The sequence below is a fragment of the Mycobacterium sp. 852013-51886_SCH5428379 genome (assembly GCF_001665575.1).
In the GTDB taxonomy this organism is placed as follows: Bacteria; Actinomycetota; Actinomycetes; order Mycobacteriales; family Mycobacteriaceae; genus Mycobacterium.
The window spans coordinates 162,057-182,574 of sequence record NZ_LZSU01000052.1 but is presented as its reverse complement, the minus strand read 5'-3'; the positions used below and the strand labels follow the sequence as shown (position 1 = coordinate 182,574).

Genomic DNA, 20,518 nt, shown 5'->3' with positions numbered 1-20,518 from the left:
CCGGGGTTGCCGGTGGGTGCTGTGGTGTTGGGGATCGTGTCGGAGAAGACGGGTTATCCGGCGGACATGTTGTCGTTGGAGATGGAGATGGAGGCCGAGCTCGGTATCGACTCCATCAAGCAGGTGGAGATTTTGGCGGCGTTGCAGGCGAAGTTCCCGGGGGCGCCGGATATTCCGGCGTCGGAGTTGGCGGGTCTGCGGACGTTGCAGGACGTGGTGGACAAGGTGGGTGGGTTCGCCCCGAATGTTCCTGACGTGGCAGCTGCTGTTGCAGCCTCCGCGCCTGTGCCGGGGTTGCCGGTGGGTGCTGTGGTGTTGGGGATCGTGTCGGAGAAGACGGGTTATCCGGCGGACATGTTGTCGTTGGAGATGGAGATGGAGGCCGAGCTCGGTATCGACTCCATCAAGCAGGTGGAGATTTTGGCGGCGTTGCAGGCGAAGTTCCCGGGGGCGCCGGATATTCCGGCGTCGGAGTTGGCGGGTCTGCGGACGCTCCAGGACGTCGTCGACAAGGTCAGCGGCCTCGGCTCCACCCAAAATGCGCCAGCCGAGGAGGATCCGGCAGCGGCCGCCCCTGACGCGCCCACGGAGAACCCGCCGACCGGCGGCCTGTCCTGCACCGAAGCCGACTTCCAGCCGGTACCACCGAGCGGCTTCGCGATGGCCGGCCTGCGCGACGGCGAGGTCTTCATCACCCGTGAAGACCCGGAGTTCGCCGATGCCCTCGAACAGGTGATGATCGATCGCGGCGTCAAGGCCCGCGCCGTCGACGAGCTGCCGGACCGCGCGACCGCCGTCATCAGCCTCGCGGGGCTGGCGGCCGCCGACACGGCCGAAGACTGCGTCGACATGCATGTACGTGCGTTCCGCGCCGCCCGCTGTGTCGCCGGAAGTGGCGGCGAGTCAAGGCTTTTCGTGACGGTCCAGTCCACCGGCGGCGCATTCGCCGGGACCGGCGCCCCGATCGGCGTGGCGAGTCTGGCGAAGACGGCCGCCTGGGAATGGCCCGACGCCGCGGTGCGGGCGGTCGACATCGAACACCTCGATGCCGAACGGCTGGCGACCGAACTGCTCGAAGGCGGCAGCGGCGTCGAGGTCGCGCTGCGCGCCGACGGCACGCGGATGGTCGCCGTCGGCGGCATCACCTCGTCGATCGGCGAGGGCGAGACGATCAGCGTCCCCGCCGGGGGAGTCGTCGTGGTGACCGGCGGTGCACGTGGCGTGACCGCTGCGTCGGCGCTCGCGTTGGCCGAACGCCACGGTCTGAGCCTGGCGCTGCTGGGCCGTACACCGCTACGGCAGGCGACTGCCGACGAGCCGGCCGGCGACACGATCACCTCGATCGCCACCGCGCTGGCGGCGGCGGCACGCGCCCGGGGTGAGCAACTGAGCCTTCCGCAGGCGCGTGCGCAGGCGGAGAAGCTGATGGCCGAGCGGGAAGTCCGCGCCACCCTCGCGACCGCCGAACGCCAGGGCACCCCGGCGCGCTACTTCTCGGCCAGCATCACCGATGCGGCGGCGTTGCGCAGCGTGCTCGACGAGGTGCGATCGGGCCTCGGTCCGATCGTCGGCGTCGTCCACGGCGCCGGTGTGCTCGCCGACAAGCGCCTCGAAGACCTCGACGACGACCAGTTCGTCAAGGTGTTCAGCACCAAACTGGTGGGCGCGGAGGCACTTCTGGATGCGACGTCGGACGATGACCTCCGGTTCATCTCGATGTTCTCCTCCATCGCGGCGCGGGCGGGGAATCCCGGCCAGTCCGCCTACGCGGCGGCCAACGCGGCGCTGGAGTCCATCTCGGCGCGGGAAGCCGCGCGTCGCGGCGACCGGTGCGTCGTGCGTGCCTTCGGCTGGGGCCCGTGGGACGGCGGCATGGTCGACGCCACCCTCAAGAGCCGTTTCCTCGACGCCGGTGTCGGCGTCATCCCGATCGACGAGGGGGCGCAGTTCTTCGCCGAACACGCCCTGCGCCGGGCTCCGGCCACGGCGGTGGTCGTCGCCGCGCCTGCCGAACCGCGTCTGCGGACCGCGCACCTGGACTGGGACGTGTCCACCGAGACGCTGCCCGTCCTGGAAGACCACCAGGTCCGGGGTCAGGTCGTGGTGCCGGTCGTCGTCGTACTCGAGGCCATGCTGCGTGCGGCTCGCGATCTGATCGGTGACGCGACGGTCACCGTCCGCGACTTCCAGGTGCTCTCCGGCGTCACCTTCGCCGCCTGCGGACAGCAGGATCTCGCGATCGACATCGAACCGGCCGGGTCGTCCTACGCCGTGACGGTGCACGACTGCGAGGGCCGTGCCCGCTACCGCGCCGGCCTTGACCTGTCACCCGCGGCACCGACGAGCGTGTCGCTGCCCGAGCTGCCGGCATCTTCGTGGCCGATGAGTGTCGACGACGCCTACGCCGTCCCGCTCTTCCACGGTCCGCGGTTCGCGGTCATCGACGGGCTGGACGCCTTCGGATCTGCCGGCGGCACGGCACATCTGAAGACCCGCACGGACCTCGGCTGGCCCGAAGCGGATTGGGCCATCGACCCCGTGGCGGTCGATGGCGGCCTGCAACTCGGCATCCTGTGGGCCAGTGCGCACGGACATCCGCTCGTGCTGCCCGTGCGAATCGGACGCGTGGTGCTGCACCGCTCGTTCGAGGAGGCCGGGGCCCTGCGCTGCCGGTTCGCCGCCCATCCGGTCAACGACAAGCGCGTCGACTTCGACATCGCCCTGGAAACCAGCGACGGTGCGCCGGTCGCGACGCTCGAAGGCGTGGAGTTCTACGTCGCGGGCACCGGGTCGTGAGCCCATTCGACCCTGTCGCGATCGTCGGCCGCAGCTGTGTGCTGCCCGGTGCCAACACTCCGGAAGCGCTGTTCGAGGCGACGCTGGCCGCGCGCTGTCTGCTCACCCCGACTCCGCGTGACCACTGGCGGGGCGTCGACCCCGCGGCGCTGTTGGCCGGTGACAAGACCGGGCTGAGAGTGTCGTCGGCCACCGGTGGCTATGTCGACGCGTCCTTCGACCTGCCCGAGATCGCCTCGCGAATCGGCGATCTGGACCGGCTCGACCCGCTGGTGTCGTGGCTCGCCCAGTGCGCGCAGCAGGCGCTGGGCGGCTCGCACACCGCACCTCGGACCGGACTGATCGTCGGCAACCTGTCCTACCCCAGCACGATGAACACCGCGTTCGTGGAGAGCGTCTGGGCCGGCGGCGCCGAGGTCGACCCGCGCAATCGATTCTCCTCCGGGCTGCCGGTACATCTGGTCGCCGCGGCCATGGACATGACCGGTCCTGCGTACGCGCTCGACGCGGCCTGCGCTTCGTCGCTGTACGCCATCAAACTCGCCTGCGACGCCCTGCACGACGGTGCGGCCGACGTGATGCTCGCCGGCGGGGTCAACGGCGCCGATGACCTGTTCCTGCACCTGGGATTCACTGCGCTGCAGGCGTTGAGCGCCTCGGGCCGGTCCCGGCCGTTCCACGCCGACGCCGACGGTCTGGTGCCGTCGGCGGGCGCCGCGCTCGTCGCGCTCAAGCGCCTGGAAGACGCCGAACGCGCGGGCGACCCGATCCTCGGCGTCATCATGGGTGTCGGGCTGTCCAACGACGGACGCCAGAGCGGGTTCCTGGCGCCGGCGGTCGGCGGCCAGACCCGCGCCATGCTCGCGGCGCTGGAACAGGCCGGGGTCGCACCCACTGACATCGACTATCTGGACTGTCACGCGACCGGAACCCCGCTGGGGGACGCCACCGAGCTGCAGAGCATCGCCGCCGCCTACGGTGAGGCGCCGCTGACACTCGGTGCGCTCAAGGGCAACCTGGGGCACACCATCACGGTGTCGGGTGCGGCGAGCCTGGTGAACGTGCTGTCGGCGATGGCCGCATCGGTGATCCCGCCGGCGTTGTGCGACAAGCCGACCGGCGCCCTCGCCGACACCCCGTTCACTCTCGCGACCACCCCCACCCCGTGGGACGCGGAGGTCAAACGCGCCGCCGTCAGCAACTTCGGATTCGGCGGTAACAACGCCCACCTCATTGTCCAGAACCACGTGCGCACAAAGCGTTCCACCCCGCGACGGCCCGCCCCGACCGATGACGTCGTCATCTGCGGCATCGGCGTTCTGACCGGTGACACACAGGACGCCGGCGCGTTCCGCCGTCGTGCGCTCGGACCGGAGGCAGAGCCGATACCCCTCGAGACCGTCGAACTCGGCCTCGCCGGACTCGGGTTCCCTCCCAACGAACTCAAAGCCAGCCTCACCCAGCAGACGGCGATGCTCGCGGCCGCCGCCGAGGCACTCGATGGCGTGACCCTCGATCCCGACCGCACCGGGGTCGTCGTCGGTATGGGATGCGACGCCACCATCGCCCGGCAGCGGCTGCGGGTGCTGCACATCGACGACGACGCATGGCTTGCCGCCAACCGGGATTCGGCCCCGCAGCTGACCGCCGACGGCGTCGTCGGCACGATGCCGAACATCCCGGCCAACCGCATCCACGCCCAACGCGACTTCCGCGGGTTCGGGTTCACCGTCTCCAGCGAGGAACTCTCCGGCGTTGACGCGCTGCGGATCGGGGTGCGCGCCCTGCGGCACCGCGAACTCGACGCGGTGGTCACCGGCGCCGTCGACATGTGCTGCGAACCGGCACACGCCCGGGCCGCCGATGGACTGTCGACCACGCCGGGCGCACCGCACGGTGACGCGGCCGTCGCCTTCGTTCTCAAGAGGCGCCAGGACGCCGAAGCCGCCGGCGATCAGATCCTCGCCGTCGTCGACGTCGACGGCACCCCGACCGCCGTCGCGCCGAACATCGCGCAGGCCCGCTTCGGACGCACCCACGCCGCGAGCGCCGCCGCCGAGATCGCGGCGTGGGCCGCCGCGGTGACGTCCCGGGTACGGGTGGACCAGAACGGGGCACAGCCCGCCCCCGGCGGCACCCGAGCGGCGGTGCAGCTGTCATCGATCGGCGGGCGCGCCGACGGGATCAGCCTCACCGCGTCGGCCGAGGCGCCGGTTCCACTTGCCGCCGGAGTCGTCCCGTTCTCGGAGCGCTACGCCGGCGAGAGCCGAGCCGACCTGGCCGACCGGATGCGCGATCACCGCCCGGGCGGAACCGGTCCGGTGCGATGCGCTCTGGTGGCCGCCAGCGCAGCCGCTCTCGACGGCCTGCGCGAGAGCGCGGTGCAACGGCTGGGCCGGGGCGAGACGCCCGCGGGCATCGGCGTCGCATACTCCGAGGCCCCGATCACCGGCGAGCTCGCGTTCACGTTCACCGGGGCGGCCGCGGCCTATCCGGGCGCCGGACGTGATCTGCTGCTGGCCTGGCCCGAGGTGGGTGACGCACTCGCCGAACGCTTCTCGGGAGTCGGCGACCTGGCCCGGGCGCTGTACGGCGCCGGAATCACCAGCCTGGACCCGCGCACACAGCTGACCGGATGCGCCCTGGTCTGCCAGGCGCAGGCGGAGTTGTCCCGAAATGTGCTCGGCCTCAACCCGACCGCGGCGATCGGCCTGTCGTCGGGGGAGACGAATGCCCTGCTGGCGTTCGGCATCTGGCGCGACCTCGAACCCATGCTCGACGAGATCGAGGCGTCCGGCATGTACGGCGACGAGCTGACCGGTGCCTGCCGGGTGGCCGCGGCGGATTGGGGACTGGGCGACCGTCCTGCGCCGTGGGAGTGCTGGCGGATCACCGCCCCGCGTGCCGCCGTCGAAGCGGCGCTCACCGCGGAACCGCACGCCTACATGACCATCGTCCAGGCCCCGGACGACTGTGTGATCGGCGGTGATCCGGCTGCCTGCCGGCGGGTGATCGACGCCGTCGACGGCGCCGCCGCGATGCCGCTCGGTCTCGACATGGTCATCCATTGTTCGGCGATGGCGCCATTCGCCGATACGTGGCGGCGCATCCACACCCGGGAAACCCACACCGCACCGGATGTGCGGTTCTACACCAACGCGGTCAACCGCGCCTACACGCCGACACGGGAGGCCGCCGCCGAGGCGATCACCCGGCAGGCGCTCGAACCGATCGATTTCCCGGCCACGGTGCTGCAGGCCTACGAAGACGGTGTCCGGGTGTTCGTGGAGCACGGTCCGCGCGCCATCCTGACCGGGGCGATCCCGAAGATCCTCGGCGACCGTCCGCATCTCGCGGTGGCACTCGACCCGCAGGAGCGGCGCGGACTGCGGGCGCTCGCGGAATCCGTGTCGAAATTGTGGGTCGGCGGGGTCTCGGTCGATGTCGACGCCTTCGACGACCGGATGCGGCAGCTCCGCGACGACAGCGCGTTCCCGTCGGCGCCGAAGACCCGCACACTGAGTCTGGCCGCCCATTGGCCCGACGTCGTCTCCGCACCCGCGGCGCAGCACAGCGCCGGCCCCGCCACGCCCTCGGACCGTCAAAGGATGCCGGAAGTGAACTCTGTGTCAGTGAATCCCGAATCGCTGCAACACATGCCGCCGGCCCCGGCCGAACTCCAACCGCTGGCGTTCGCACCCGCACCGGCCGCCCAGGTGCAACCGGCCACCGTGACTGCGGCGCCCCCCGCACCGGTCGCCGGCAGGGCGGCCGCCGCGCTGAATCTGGTCACCTCGGTGGGCGAGGCGCATACCGCGTTCGTCGAGCAGACCGCGCTGGCACACGCGTCGTTCCTTCAGTCACGGGCGGCGTCGCTGGCGCTCACGGCCGGGAGCAGGGCGCCGCGGCTGCTCGAGGCACGCGGCCTGGCGACTGCGGTCGCGAGCCCGCCCCCTCCGGCGCCGACGCAGGCACCTCCGCCGGCGTCGCTGCCCACGGTCCGCCGTGAATCCCCGCCACGACCGGCGGACCTCTCGCCCCCGGCGCCTCCGCCACCTCCGCCGCCACCGGCGAAGGCCGGGCCGCTGTGGACGCGGGACCAGCTCGAAATCCTTGCCGGCGGCCGGATCTCGGAGGTACTCGGACCGCTGTTCGCGGAGTTGGACCAGTACGAGCGGCTGGTGCGGATGCCCGAACCCCCGCTGCTGCTGGCCGATCGGGTGATGAGCATCGACGGTGAACCCGGCACGATGGGCACCGGTCGGATCGTCACCGAGACCGATGTGGACCCTGAGGCGTGGTACATGCACAACGGCCGGATGTCCCCGGGGGTCGTGATCGAGTCGGGGCAGGCCGATCTGCTGCTCGCCTCGTGGCTGGGCGCCGACTTCAGCAATCGCGGTCAGCGCGTCTACCGCCTGCTCGGCTGCGATCTGACGTTCATGGGTGGTCTGCCGCAGGCCGGGGAGACGCTGCACTACGACATCCACATCGACGGCCACGCGAAGACCGGTGACACCCGGTTGTTCTTCTTCCACTACGACTGCTACATCGGCGACCGGCTGGCGATCTCCGTGCGCAACGGGCAGGCCGGGTTCTTCTCCGACGAGGAGCTGGCCAACTCCGACGGGGTGCTGTGGGACGCCGCCGACGACGCCCCACGCGAGGGCGCCCGACGGGACACACCCCCACGGGTAACGCGCAAACGCTCCTTCGACCGAGCCGACATCGAGGCCTTCACGCACGGAAACGCGTTCGCCTGCTTCGGCAGTGGATTCGAGATGGCCGCTGCGCACAGCCGCACCCCGACGCTTCCGGTGGGCCGGCTGCGCCTGTTCGACGAAGTGGCCGAATTCGACCCCGACGGCGGTCCCTGGGGGCGTGGCTATCTGCGCGCGAGGGCGGCGGTGCCGGCCGACGCGTGGTTCTACGACGGACACTTCAAGAACGACCCCTGCATGCCCGGCACGCTGATGGCCGACGCCGCAACCCAGGCCCTGTCGTTCGCGATGGCGGCCTACGGATTCACGATCGACCGTGACGGCTGGCGCTTCGAACCGGTGCCAGAGGAGATGGCGCGCTTCGTGTGCCGTGGCCAGGTCACCCCCGACGCCGACCACATCCTCGACTACGAGGTGTTCGTGGAGGAGATCATCGACGGTCCGACGCCGACGATCTTCGCGTCGCTGCTGTGCAGCAGCGATGGGTTCAAGGTGTTCCACTGCCGCCGGTTCGGGATGCGGCTGGTGCCCGACTGGCCGATGCCGCCGGGCGCGCCCGGCCCGGTGCGGATCCTGGAGGGCACCAAGGACGTTCGCGGCGATCAGGGCGCCCTTTTGGCCTGCGGCCGCGGGATGCCCTCGGACGCCTTCGGCGCGCTCTATGCCCCGTTCGACGGGACCCGGCGCGCACCGCGCCTGCCCGACGAGCCGTACCACTTCATGTCGCGCGTGCTCAGCGTCAGCAGTCCGCCCGGAGTGCCGACCAAGGACGGCGTCGTCGTCGCCGAGTACGACGTACCCGCCGACGCCTGGTATTTCGAGGATGGCCGCTCCGACGCCGTCCCGATGGCGGTGCTGATCGAGATCCTGCTGCAGCCGTGCGGTTGGCTCTCGTCGTACAACGGGTTCGCCGCCAACCGCGCCGACGACGTGGTGTTCCGCAATCTCGACGGCAACGACGTCACGTTGCACCGACCCGCCCGGCCCGGCACGCTGCGGGTCACCTCGAGACTGGAGCGGTTCGCCGAGGGCGGCGGGTCCACGATCGTCTTCTTCGACGTGGTCTGCACCCAGGGCGACGACGTGGTCATGACGATGAAGACGGCGTTCGGGTTCTTCAGTCCGGAGGCGCTGCGCAACCAGGTCGGTCTTCGGGTTAATCCGGGAGCGCTGGAGGCGATTTCGGCACCGGCGCCGGTGTCGGTGGCCTACCGCGACGACGCACTGACCGGTGCGCCGTGGCTCGCGCAGGGCCGGCTCCAGGTGATCGACCGCGTCAAGTTCTGGCCGGGCGCGGGAGAAGCCGGTCTGGGGCGGTTGGTCGCGGAGTTCGACGTCCGCCCGGAGGCGTGGTTCTTCAAGGCCCACTTCTTCCAGGATCCCGTCCAGCCGGGTTCCCTGGGGCTGGAGGCCATGCAGCAGGCGGCGCGCGCGGCCGCGCGGCTGTCCGGGATCGCCACCGACGGGGCGGCGTTCGAACCCGTGGCGGTCGGCCACACGTTCAGCTGGAAGTTCCGCGGTCAGGTGATCCCGACCAATACGCGGACCCGCTCGGAGATCGAGATCGTCTCCACCGAAACCGATGAGCGCGGCATCGTGCTGCTGTTCAACGGTGCGTTCTGGGTCGACGACCTGTGCATCTACTCCACGACAGGCATGGGAGTACGGGTCCTGCCGAACTGACGGATCAAATCGGGCCGGCGCCAACTCGGCGCCGGCCCGGTCTGTCAGCTGGAGATCGGGTGCCGGCGGGTCATACCCGCTGGGGGAGCGGGCGAGCCGGACGCGATCGGACGTTCAGCGGCCACCAGAACCAGCGACCGAGCAGCGCGGCGATCGACGGCGTCAGGAACGCACGCACGACCAGGGTGTCGAACATCAGGCCCAGCCCGATGGTGGTGCCGACCTGGCCGATCACCTGCAGATCACTGAAAACCATTGCCGCCATGGTGAATGCGAACACCAGACCGGCGTTGGTGACGACCTTGCCGGTGCCGCCCATGGCGCGGATGATGCCCGTGTTGATACCGGCGCCGAGCTCCTCCTTCATACGGGACACCAGCAGCAGGTTGTAGTCGGAACCGACTCCGAGCAGCACGATGACGGCCATGGGCAGGACCATCCAGTGCAGGTCGATGCCGAGGATGTACTGCCAGATCAGCACCGCCAGCCCGAACGATGCGCCCAACGACAGCGCCACCGTGCCGACGATCACCAGGGCGGCGATGAGGCCACGGGTGATGAGCAGCATGATCAGGAAGATCAGGCACAGGGCGCTCACCCCGGCGATCAGCAGGTCGTACTTCGAGCCCTCCTGGAAGTCCTTGAACGTCGACGCCGAGCCGGCCATGTAGATCTTCGCTCCCCGCAGGGGAGTCGTCTTGAGGGCTTCCTCAGCGGCGGCGCGGATCTGCTCGACACTGCCGATGCCCTCGGGAGAACCCGGATCCATCTTGTGGGAGATGATGAAGCGGGCCGACTTGCCGTCCGGCGACAGGAAAGAACCCATCGCTCGCTGGAAGTCCGGATTCTCGAACACCTCGGCGGGGAGATAGAAGGAATCGTCGTTGTGGGCCGCGTCGAACGCCTGACCCATGGCGGTCGCGTCCTGCGCGGTGTCGTCCATGATGCTGATGGTGCCGTCCATGGTGCTGTGCATCGTCAGCATCATGTCCCGCATCGACTCCATGATCTCGATCATCCGCGGCACCTGTTCGAGCAGCTGCGGCAGCACCTCGACGAATGTCTCGAGGTCGCCCAGGAGTTCGTGCATCGTGCCGGCAATCTGATCGACGCCGTCCAGTGACTCGAAGATGCTCCGCAGCGAGAAGCAGATGGGGATGTTGTAGCAGTGCGGTTCCCAGTAGAAGTAGTTACGGATCGGCCGGAAGAAGTCGTCGAAATTGGCGATGCCGTCCCGCAGGTCGTCCATCACCACGGTCAGCTCTTTGACGAGCTCGATCGACTTCATGGTCGATTCGGTGATCTGCTTCTGGATCTCGTACATCCGCTTGGCGAGCTCGATCTGCCGGTTCATCATCTCGGCCTGCGCACCCATGTCGTCGATCCGGCCGCGCATGTGTTTCATCATCTGCTGCTGGCCGGCGTTCTGAATGCTGATGAGGAACGGGATCGACGTGCGTTCGATCGGCGTGCCCTCGGGTCGGGTGATGGCCTGCACGCGGGAGACCCCGGGTACCTGGAAGATCGCCTTGGCGAGTCGGTGCAGAATCAGGAAGTCCGCCGGATTCCGCATATCGCGGTCGGCTTCGATGATCAGGATGTCGGGCATCATCCGGGCCTGCGAGAAGTGCCGGTCGGCCGCCTGGTAGCCCAGGTTGGCGGGTACGTCCTCGGGGATGTAGCGCCGGTCGTCATAGCTGGTCCGGTAGCCGGGCAGCGCGATCAGGCCGACGAGTGTGACCGTCAACGTCGCGATGAAGATGGGTCCGGGCCAGCGGACGATCGCGGTGCCCACCCGTCGCCACCGCCGGACGGCGATCTCGCGTGTCGGATCGAACAATCCGAACCGGCCGCCGACGGTCAGCACCGCCGGGACCAACGTGAGCGCGACGACGACCGCGACCAGCATTCCGACGGCGCACGGCACACCGATGGTCTGGAAGATCGACATCCGCGTGAAACTCAGGCACAGCAGCGCACCGGCGATGGTCAATCCGGAACCCAGTACGACGGGTGCCACACTACGGAATGTGGTGTAGTACGCGGTCTCCCGGTCTTCGCCGTTCTGGCGGGCTTCCTGGTAGCGCCCGAAGAAGAAGATCCCGTAGTCGGTCCCGGCCGCCATGGCCAGCGCCACGAGCAGGTTGATGGCGAATGTCGAGAGCAGGAACATCTCGCTGTGGCCGAGGTAGGCCACGATGCCGCGCGCGGCGAACAACTCGACGCCCACGGTGATCAACAGGATGCAGACGGTGACGACCGATCGGTACACGATCATCAACACCACGAAGATGATCGCCGCACCGATGAGGGTCATCTTGAGGATGGAGGACTCGCCGCTGTGCTGCATGTCGGCGAGCAGCGGGGCCGCGCCGGTGACATACACCGACACGCCCGGCGGTGGGGGCATCCGGTCGACGATCGTCCGGACCGCCTGCACGGATTCGACTCCGGCCGACGAGCCCTGGTCGCCGACCAGATTCAACTGCACGTAAACGGCTTTGCCGTCCGGGCTCTGCGCGCCGGCGGCCGTCAGGCGATCACCCCACAGATCCTGCACGTGTTCGATGTGCTGCGGGTCGCTGTTGAGCTCACGGACCAGGTCGGCGTAGTACTCCTGGGCTTCCTCGCCGAGAGCCTGTTCGCCCTCGAGGACGATCATCGCCGTGCTGTCCGAGTTGGACTCCTCGAAGAGCTGACCCATCCGCGCCATGGCCTGAACCGACGGTGCGTCTTTCGGACTCATCGGCACCGACTGCTCCCGGCCCACCTGCTCGAGCGAGGGCACGGCGAACGTCAACAGCAGCGTGAGCGCGACCCAGCCCAGGATGATGGGCACGGCAAGGGTCCGGATGATCCGCGGGAGCAACGGCCGGTGGTTCGGGAGTTGGTGATCACTCATGCGCCCGGCTCCGCGGGTCTGCGTGGACAGCCAGGGCGGACGAGATCATTTCGGTTGCCGCAGAACACTACTGCTGATTCTGCAGTAGGGCGCGCATCAGCGGGCGGGGACCGGTCGGGCGGGCCGGCGCGCCGGCGGGACGGGAACGGACCTGCTGCGGCCACCAGAACCACCGGCCCAGCAGCGCCGCGATCGACGGTGTCATGAACGCGCGTACGACCAGCGTGTCGAACAGCAGGCCCAGCGCGATCGTCGTGCCCACCTGCCCGATGCTGCGCAGATCACTGACGACCATGGAGCCCATCGTCGCGGCGAAGACCAGACCCGCGGTGGTGACGACCTTGCCGGTGCCGCCCATCGCCCGGATGATCGCGGTGTTGATGCCGGCGCCGAGCTCGTCCTTGATGCGTGCCACCAGCAGTAGGTTGTAGTCCGAACCCACTGCCAACAGCGTGATCACGGTCATCACCAGGACCGCCCAATGGATCTGCACGCCGAGCACGTACTGCCACACGAAGACCGCAACCCCGAACGCCGCACCCAGCGACATCACCACGGTGCCGACGATGACCATCGCGGCGATGAGACTCCTCGTCATCATCAGCATGACGATGAAGATGAGGCAGATCGCGGCGACGACGGCGATCATCAGGTCGTACTCGGACCCCACGATCATGTCCTTGGTGATCGCCGCGGTGCCGGTCAGATAGATCTTCGAGCCCTCCAGCGGGGTGCCCTTGAGCGCCTCCTCGGCGGCATTCCTGATGTCGTCGACCCGCGAAATGCCCTCGGGTGAGGCCGGATCGCCCTTCTGCAGCACCAGGAGGCGGACCGCTTTGCCGTCCGGCGACAGGAAGATGTCCATGACCCGTTTGAAGTCCTCGTTCTCGAAGACCTCCGGCGGGATGAAGAACGTATCGTCGTTCTGCGCGGCGTCGAACGCCTTGCCCATGGCGGTGGGATTCTCGCCGGTACCGTCCATCTGACCGATCACGCCGGACATGGTGCTGTGCATCGTCAGCATCATGGTCCGCATGCTCTGCATGATCGCGATCATCTCCGGGAACTGGGCGACGATCTGGGGGAGCAGCAGGTTCAGCTGGTCGAGTTGCACGACAAGTCCGTCGAGTTTCTCGGTCACCTGATCGACTCCGTCGATCACGTCGAAGACGCTGCGCACCGACCAGCACAGCGGGATGTTGAAGCAGTGCGGTTCCCAGTACAGGTAGTTGCGGATGGGTCGCCACATGTCTTCGAAATTCGCGATGTTGTCGCGCAGTTCGGTGGTGATCTCCTGCATCTCGTGGGTCTTGGCGACCATGTTCTGCGTCGTCGTGACCATCTGCTCCATCAGCGAGTTCATGCGCTGCATGATCCCGATCATCTCGGTGAGCATCTCGGCCTGTGTGAGCAGATCGTCCATCCGCGACTGCTGGAATTGCATGTACTGCTGCTGGCCGGCCTGCTGCATGCTCAGCATGTAAGGGATCGTCGCCCGCGCGATCGGAATGCCCTCGGGGCGGGTCACCGCCTGGACGTTCTCGATTCCCGGTACGGCGAGAACGGCTTTGGCCAACTTGTTCAGGATCAGGAAGTCCGCCGGGTTGCGCAGATCGCGGTCGGTCTCGACCATCAGCATCTCGGGCGTCATCATCGCCGACGGGGGGAAGTGGCGCTCCGCGGCGGCCATGCCCTCGTTCGCGGGGATGTCGGTGGGCAGATACTGCTGGTCGTTGTAGCTCGGCTTGAACCCGGGCAGCGCCAGCAGTCCGAGCAGGGTGATGGCCATTGTTGCGACGAGAATCGGTGCGGGCCAACGCACGATCGCCGTGCCGAGGCGCCGCCATCCGCGCACGGCCAGATCGCGCTTGGGGTCGAACAGTCCGAACCGGCCACCGATCGCGAGCACCGCGGGAAACAGGGTGAGCGACACGGCAACCGCGACCAGGATGCCGATCGCCGTGGGTAGTGCCAGCGCGCTGAAGAACGGCAGTCGGGTGAAGCTCAGACAGTAGAGCGCGCCGGCGATCGTCAGTCCGGATGCCAGCACCACCTTGGCGACGCCCTGGTAGGTGGTGAAGTAGGCCGTCAGCCTGTCCTCGCCGGCCTGACGTGCCTCCTGATATCGGCCGAGGAAGAAGATGCCGTAGTCGGTGCCCGCGGCGATACACAACGCCACCAGCAGGTTCACCCCGAACGTCGTGAGCCCGAGCAGGCCGTGATCGCCCATCAGCGCGACGATTCCGCGCGCCGCCTGCAGCTGCATACCGACGACCAGCAGCAGCACGATCACCGTCACGATCGACCGGTAGACGAACAGCAGCATCACGAAGATCACGATGATGCTCGCGAGCGTGACCAGGATGACGGTGCGGTTGCCGCTCTGCGCGACGTCTGCGGCGATCGCGGCGGGTCCGGTGACGTACGCCTGCACCCCGGGCGGGGGCGCCGCCTGATCGACGATGTCGCGGACCGCCTGGACCGACGCGTTGATCGAGGCATGTTCTCCGCCGGACAGGTTGACCTGTACGTATGCGGCCTTGCCGTCGGCGCTCTCGGCCGCGCCCCTGGTGAGCGGATCGCCCCAGAAGTCTTGGACGTCCTGCACATGTGCGGTGTCGGCGCGCAGCTGCCGCACCAGTTCGTCGTAGTACCGGTGGGCGTCCTCGGCCAGTTGTTCCTGACCCTCGAGCACGATCATCACGACGCCGCCGGAGTCCGGTGCCTCGAAGGCCTCGTTCAGCCGCTCGGCGGCCTTGAGTGACGGTGCGTCAACCGGATTGAGATCGACCGAATGCTGTTGCTCGACCTGCTCCAGGGAGGGCACCGCGACGCTCAGTGCGGCGATGATCGCCAGCCAGGCCAGCACGATGAGCACGGCGAAACGGTGGATCGTGCGGGCCACGAACGAGCGACCATCGCGGAGGTGATGGTTGCTCATGCGGCCCTCAGCATGCACGAGGTGAAGGTGCTCACTTCGTGCGTCGCGATCTTCTCGTCTTTGATCTCGCCATCGACGAGGATGCGGCAGCCCAGGCTTTCGCTGTCACCCTGTGCCGCAACGCTGCCGACACCGGCGGCGCCGGTGATCGGGAATTCCAGCGACCAGGGCAGCGCCACTTCCTGGAGGAACTCCGGGTCGCCGTTGCCGTTGAAGAAGCTGATCTGCGCGACGGTCCCCGGCGGTCCGAAGATCTCGTAGCGCAGGATCTTCGGGTTGACCGGCCTGGTGTCCTCGGTGGCGGTGTCGCCGTAGGCGAGCGAGGTGTCGGATCCGAAGACCCCGTGCAACCGCGACACGGTGAACCCACCGGCGGCGACCACGATGACCACGACGAGGGGAATCCACAGCCTGCGCAGGAGCAGGAAGAGAATGGATCCGAGTCCCCGCCGCCGCTTCCGGGGGACAGGCGTGGGTGGAGGCGGAGGCGCGGCGGCAATCGGGCCGGTGTCGTCGTCGACCTGAGCCGTATCGGGCGGTGCTGGCACCACGTCGGGCGAGCTGCCGTCGACCACCGAACCCACCTTCCACCTTTCCCAAGGTCTGAACACCCCGCGCCCTGCCGGGTGACCGCATGTGTACGACGGACTGCCGGACATTCGCGCCGCCGAGTCGCACCCGTCGAGAGCGCGTCGTGGCGAACGCAAGCATTTGACGCCAGAGTCAATCACGCCGACAGGCACCGTAAGGCGGTTTTTCGCAAACGCGCAGGTGTCTCGGCGTGGCAGACGGTTCCGATGCCGACGGGGTCGGCGCCGGCGCCCGACATCGGCGTCGTTCGCGACCAGGTGAGCCGTTCAACCTGGCATTTTGCTGTCAGATCGTCGTGGGTTCGCCGCTGATCGCCACTGGTGGGTCGACAGCGGGCGGGCCACTCCAAGCGGCGGAACGGCCGCGGGTAACGCGGTCGCCGAACGCTGCTGGCAATGTTTGCTCAGGCCCGCGCGGACACGGGCACGACGGCCTGCGGTGCGACATACCGGCGACCGGATGTAAATGTCGATGACGTCATTTTTTGCCCCGTGGGAGGGCTGCGGACTGCTACAGTCGGGCCGTCCAGCGGCGGTACACGACGCAGAGTGGGGCACTCAATTCATGCGGGCTGAACCGACTGCACTGCAGGAATCGCGACGGCGATCGCCGGCGTGGCTGCGCTCCCGGCACTTCCTGGGCCCGGTCATCGCGATCGGCGGCGTGCAACTGGTCGCCGCGATGGACGGCCCCATCGCGGTGTTCGCGCTTCCCAAGATCCAGAACGAGCTGGGCCTGTCGGACGCGACGAAGGCATGGGTGATCACCGCCTACCTGTTGACCTTCGGGGGCCTGATCCTGCTGGGTGGGCGTCTCGGCGACGCCTTCGGGCGCAAACGGGTGTTCATCGCCGGCGTGGCGCTGTTCACCTTCGCCTCGATTCTGTGCGGTGTCGCCTGGAACGGTGAATCACTCGTGTTCGCCCGGCTCCTCCACGGGGTGGCCGCGGCGATCGTGACCCCGACCTGTACCGCGCTGCTGGCGACCACGTTCCCGAAGGGGCCGGCTCGCAACGCCGCGATCGCGGTGTTCGGCACGTTGGCGAGTCTCGGCGCGATCCTGGGTCTGGCTCTGGGCGGCATCCTCACCGAGGTGTCCTGGCGGTTGGCGTTCCTGATCAACGTCCCGATCGGCGTCCTGGTCATCCTCGTGGCGCGCCGCATGTTGCAGGAGTCGCAGCGGGAGCGGATGAGGCTGGATGTCGCCGGAGCGGTGCTGGCCACCGCCACCATCATCGCGGCCGTCTTCGGTCTGTCCATGGGCCCGGAGAAGGGATGGCTGTCGCCGGCCACAGTGGTGCTCGGTATCGCGACGCTGGTGGGTTTCGTCGCATTCGTGCTCGTGGAGCGTACGGCCGAGAACCCGATCGTGCCGTTCAGCCTCTTCCGCGACCGCGACCGGCTGGCCTGCTTCGTGGCCGTATTCCTCAGTACCGGAATCAGTTTCACGCTGACCGTGCTGGTCGCGTTCTACGTCCAGACCATCATGGGCCGCAGCCCGGCCGAGGCCGGTGTGGGCTTCATTCCGATCGCCGTCGCGATGGCGGTGGGAACAGGGGTGTCCTCCCGGCTGGTCATGGCGTGGTCACCGCGAGCCGTCGTGCTCACCGGCTGCACACTGGTGATCGGCGCCATGGTCGTGGGCGGATCGACGCTGAGTCCTACGATGGCCTACTTCCCGAACCTGTTGGTGCCCATGTGCATCGGCGCCTTCGGCATCGGCCTGATCAACGTTCCGCTCGGCTTGTCGCTGGTCGCCAGCGTCGGTCCCGACCGCATCGGCCCGACGGCGGCGATCATCGTGATGCTCCAGAGCGTCGGCGGGCCCGCCGTGCTGGTGGGCATCCAGGCCGCCGTCACGTCTCGCACCCTGCAGTTGGGCGGAACCACCGGCCCGGCGGCGGCGATGACCGACGGGCAACTGGACGCACTCGACAGCGGCTACACCCACGGGGTGCTGTGCCTGGGCGCGGTCGCCCTGCTGCTCGCCGGCGTCGCGCTGTTCATCCGCTACACCGCAGCGCAGGTGGCACACGCGCGGCAAGCGCAGCAGATCCTCGACGACGCGGCGGACGAGATCGGGGATTAGGGTCGTTACTCGATCCGGCCCGACAAACCGAAGTCGGCCGCCACCTGAGCCACGAGGTCGCGCAACTCGGCCCTGGTGCTCACCGCACCGGGGCGGAACGCGCAGACGTAGATCGTGACCATGTTCATCTCTGTCGCGGTGCCGTAGTAGACGTGCGCCTGACTGCCGATGCGCGCGAGCCGGCGCCGGGTCAGGTGTTGGCTCGCACCCCGGGCGAATGCGGCGTCGCACAGCGTGCCGTCGGGGCGAATCGCCGCGGGACCGGTGTCCCCGAGGTTGGAACACACCGCGGGCTGCTCGGGATCGTCGATCGCATAGTCGGCGAGCTGACGCCAGGCCCGCTGCGGAGTGAACGGTGTGAGGGGAACGAGCTCCTCGGCCTCATCCTGGGTCTCCTGCGCCGTTGCGAGCGCGGCCTTGATGGCTGCGCGTGCTCCTGTGAGATTCGTGGTGATGTCGGCGGTGCCGATGCGGGCGCGGACGAACTTGACCGCGATCGCCCGCGCGTCATCGGCTGTCGTGCGGTCGTTGAGGGTGAGCAACACCGGTACGCCGTCGACGCCTCCGTGCTCGCGCCCCATCCGCTCGTCCAGCCGTGCGGTGAACGCTGCGGCCAGGGTGCTGTGGGTGCCGCCGAGATCCCCGGCCCTCGCGTTCCATTCGTCCTGGGCGAAGCGGATCCAAACGCTGGGCGCGACGACGGGTTCGTCGGTGCCGGTTGCCGCAATGGGTCGTGCCGGTGTGGCGCGGTCGCCTTCGTCGCGTCGGCGCCGGGCTTCTCTGGCCGCCGCCACCACGGCGCGGGCGACCGACGGCAGCTCCTGCGCCGTCTCACGGGTGTCCTGGATCAACGCCTGGAGGGGGGTCCTGGATCGGGGCGGTGGATAGCCGAGATGCCGGGGCAGCTTCAGGATCGCCTCGGTGACCGCGAGGGCCCCGCCGATACCGTCGATCACGTAGTGGGACAGCACCAGGCTGATCGCGGTCGATCCGTCCGACAGAGGGGTGACGTCGATGCGCCACCCCGGTCCGGACTCCGGATCGACTGGCAGCTGGGTGCATTCGTCGAACCAGTCGCCGACCTCGGCGCGGGGACGCGCCCCCTCGGCGACGGTGATGCGGCGCGGCGGCGGCGCCGCGACCCAGCGATGCCGGCCGAACGGGAGCGGTGAGCGCTCGATGAGCCGCCCGAGGAGTCCGCGGCCGAGATTCTGCGAGAAGTCTTCGAGCTGATCGAAATCCACGGGGCGCTCGTACACCCAGCCGACCTGCATGACTTCGCGTTGTCCGGCAGCTCGGTGCCCCTCATAGAAGGCCTGGTCCAGGAGGGCGAGGCGGTTGTCCGGCGGTGCCTCACCGACCGATGCGTGGTCGTCGACAGGTGAACGCGCGGAGTGAATCCGGACTGCCACTAGCTAGCCTCCGATGAGCATGAGCAATTTCCCGCGGGCGCGCGGCGAAGCATCCGGCGTCCACGGAGACCGACGCCGCGCCGCGCTTCAGGCGGATCGCGCCGTTCGTCATGGTGAGAGTAGCCGACCGTTGCGGGTGGTCTCCGCAAAAATTTGCAAGAACGTCAATCGACTGGCTCCTAACGGCATTACCGCTGGGTCGGCGGGTTCGACTGTTTCCTTGCGGAAGCAGTTTCGGTATCCCTATCCTGTCGCCGTGCACAGGACCCAACGCAATGTCGCGGAGCCCGTCGCTACGGCGGACACGAACGTCATGGGCGGGCGGGTCATCCCCTTGCCGGTGCTTCGCGTCCACGAAGCGCGTAGCTAGCCGATGCGTGAATCCCCTGCAGCACCGTCGACGACGCCCCGGCCGGTGGTCCTCTTCGTTCTCGGGTTCGGCAGGTCCGGGACGTCGGCCCTGGCGCGGGTGCTCTCGTTGTGCGGTGCGAAGCTGCCCCCGCGACTGCTGGGTGCCACCGCCGACAACCCCCGCGGCTTCTGGGAGCCGCGCGCGGCCATCCACCTGAACGAGGCGATCCTGCGCAGCCGACGCAGCTCGGCATACGACCTGGCCATGCGACCGCCGGACGGGGCGACCTCGCCCGAGCAGGATGCGGTGTGGATCAACAGGATCCAGAAGTATTTCGCGGCGCTGCCGCCCGCCCCCCTCGTGATCGTCAAAGAACCCAAGATCACCGCGTTGATCGGTCTGTGGTTCGAAGGGGCGCGCCGCGCGGGGTTCGACGTCGCCGCCGTGGTGGCGATGCGGCACCCGGCGGAGGCCTCGGCGTCGATCGAGAAGCGCGCCAGCAAACAGAACTACGTGCGGTCCTCGCCGGAGCTCGGCAGCGCCTGGTGGCTCAAGTACACCCTGCTGGCCGAGCGCGACACCCGCGACGTACCACGCGTGATCGTCGAGTTCGAGAATCTCCTCGAGGACTGGCGTCGGGAGGTCAAGCGGATCGGCACCGGCCTCCAGGTCGATCTGGACAACCGCAACGACATCGCCATCGAAGAGTTCCTCTCCCCGGGTTTGCGGCACCACCGCCACAGCGGCCCGGTCGCCGAACCCTTCGGCACCGACTGGGTGAAAACGGTCTACGACGAACTGGGCCGCGCTGCAAGGGACGACCCGTGGGACCGGACCGTGCTGGATCGGGTCTTCGACCAATACCAGGCCGGCGAGCGGGGTTTCCGGACCGCCGTCGAGGATTCGCAGCGCTACCGCAATCTGAACCGGCTCCTGCTGCCGCCGCTGGTCAAGGTCGGGTTGGAGACTCTCGCGCTGGTGCACCGGCGCCGGGGCACCTGGGCCTGAGGCCGGCCGCCGTGGAGGGTCACG

The 20,518-nt window shown here is 68.5% G+C and carries 8 protein-coding genes; 4 read left to right on the top strand and 4 right to left on the bottom strand.

Translation table 11 applies throughout. The annotated features are described in order from the left end of the window. Positions 1–2,796: SDR family NAD(P)-dependent oxidoreductase (locus tag A5757_RS22605; RefSeq protein ID WP_156618664.1), on the top strand; the 2,796-nt coding region annotated here is incomplete at its 5' end. Next, positions 2,793–9,200: a beta-ketoacyl synthase N-terminal-like domain-containing protein gene (locus tag A5757_RS22600; RefSeq protein WP_066839157.1), complete on the top strand. Its 6,408-nt coding sequence runs from the start codon at positions 2,793–2,795 to the stop codon at positions 9,198–9,200. The genes A5757_RS22605 and A5757_RS22600, both read left to right, overlap by 4 nt. A 70-nt stretch (positions 9,201–9,270) precedes the next feature. Here A5757_RS22600 and A5757_RS22595 read toward each other — a convergent pair whose 3' ends face one another. The 3 genes from A5757_RS22595 to A5757_RS23520 form a co-directional block, all read right to left on the bottom strand. Then, positions 9,271–12,102 carry an RND family transporter gene (locus tag A5757_RS22595; RefSeq protein ID WP_066839153.1) on the bottom strand — a complete coding sequence of 944 codons (2,832 nt, stop codon included), beginning with the start codon at positions 12,100–12,102 and terminating at the stop codon, positions 9,271–9,273. A 67-nt stretch (positions 12,103–12,169) separates the two neighbouring features. Then, positions 12,170–15,043: an RND family transporter gene (locus tag A5757_RS22590; protein WP_066839151.1), complete on the bottom strand. Its 2,874-nt coding sequence runs from the start codon at positions 15,041–15,043 to the stop codon at positions 12,170–12,172. Next, on the bottom strand, positions 15,040–15,462 hold the full coding sequence (locus A5757_RS23520; protein ID WP_066839221.1) for an MmpS family transport accessory protein: 423 nt from the start codon (positions 15,460–15,462) through the stop codon (positions 15,040–15,042). The genes A5757_RS22590 and A5757_RS23520 overlap by 4 nt, the downstream gene beginning before the upstream one ends. A 736-nt stretch (positions 15,463–16,198) precedes the next feature. On the opposite strand from A5757_RS23520, the gene A5757_RS22580 reads away from it, so the two are divergent. Continuing rightward, positions 16,199–17,722: an MFS transporter gene (locus tag A5757_RS22580; RefSeq protein WP_066839149.1), complete on the top strand. Its 1,524-nt coding sequence runs from the start codon at positions 16,199–16,201 to the stop codon at positions 17,720–17,722. A gap of 5 nt (positions 17,723–17,727) precedes the next feature. On the opposite strand, the gene A5757_RS22575 is transcribed toward A5757_RS22580, so the two are convergent. Next, the gene (locus tag A5757_RS22575) at positions 17,728–18,966 is read right to left on the bottom strand and encodes a hypothetical protein (protein WP_156618660.1); all 1,239 of its coding nucleotides are present in this window, start codon (positions 18,964–18,966) and stop codon (positions 17,728–17,730) included. Between the two features lie 541 nt (positions 18,967–19,507). Here A5757_RS22575 and A5757_RS22570 point away from each other — a divergent pair. Beyond that, positions 19,508–20,494 (top strand): sulfotransferase family protein, encoded by a 987-nt coding sequence (locus tag A5757_RS22570; RefSeq protein WP_082929626.1) that lies wholly within the window; start codon positions 19,508–19,510, stop codon positions 20,492–20,494. Positions 20,495–20,518 lie beyond the last annotated feature (24 nt).

Excerpts from the sequence above, each read along its gene's own strand:
- A5757_RS22590 (WP_066839151.1), bottom strand. The coding sequence starts at position 15,043 with ATGAGCAACCATCACCTCCGCGATGGTCGCTCGTTCGTGGCCCGCACG.
- A5757_RS22595 (WP_066839153.1), bottom strand. The coding sequence starts at position 12,102 with ATGAGTGATCACCAACTCCCGAACCACCGGCCGTTGCTCCCGCGGATC.
- A5757_RS22580 (WP_066839149.1), top strand. The coding sequence starts at position 16,199 with ATGCGGGCTGAACCGACTGCACTGCAGGAATCGCGACGGCGATCGCCG.
- A5757_RS22570 (WP_082929626.1), top strand. The coding sequence starts at position 19,508 with ATGCGTGAATCCCCTGCAGCACCGTCGACGACGCCCCGGCCGGTGGTC.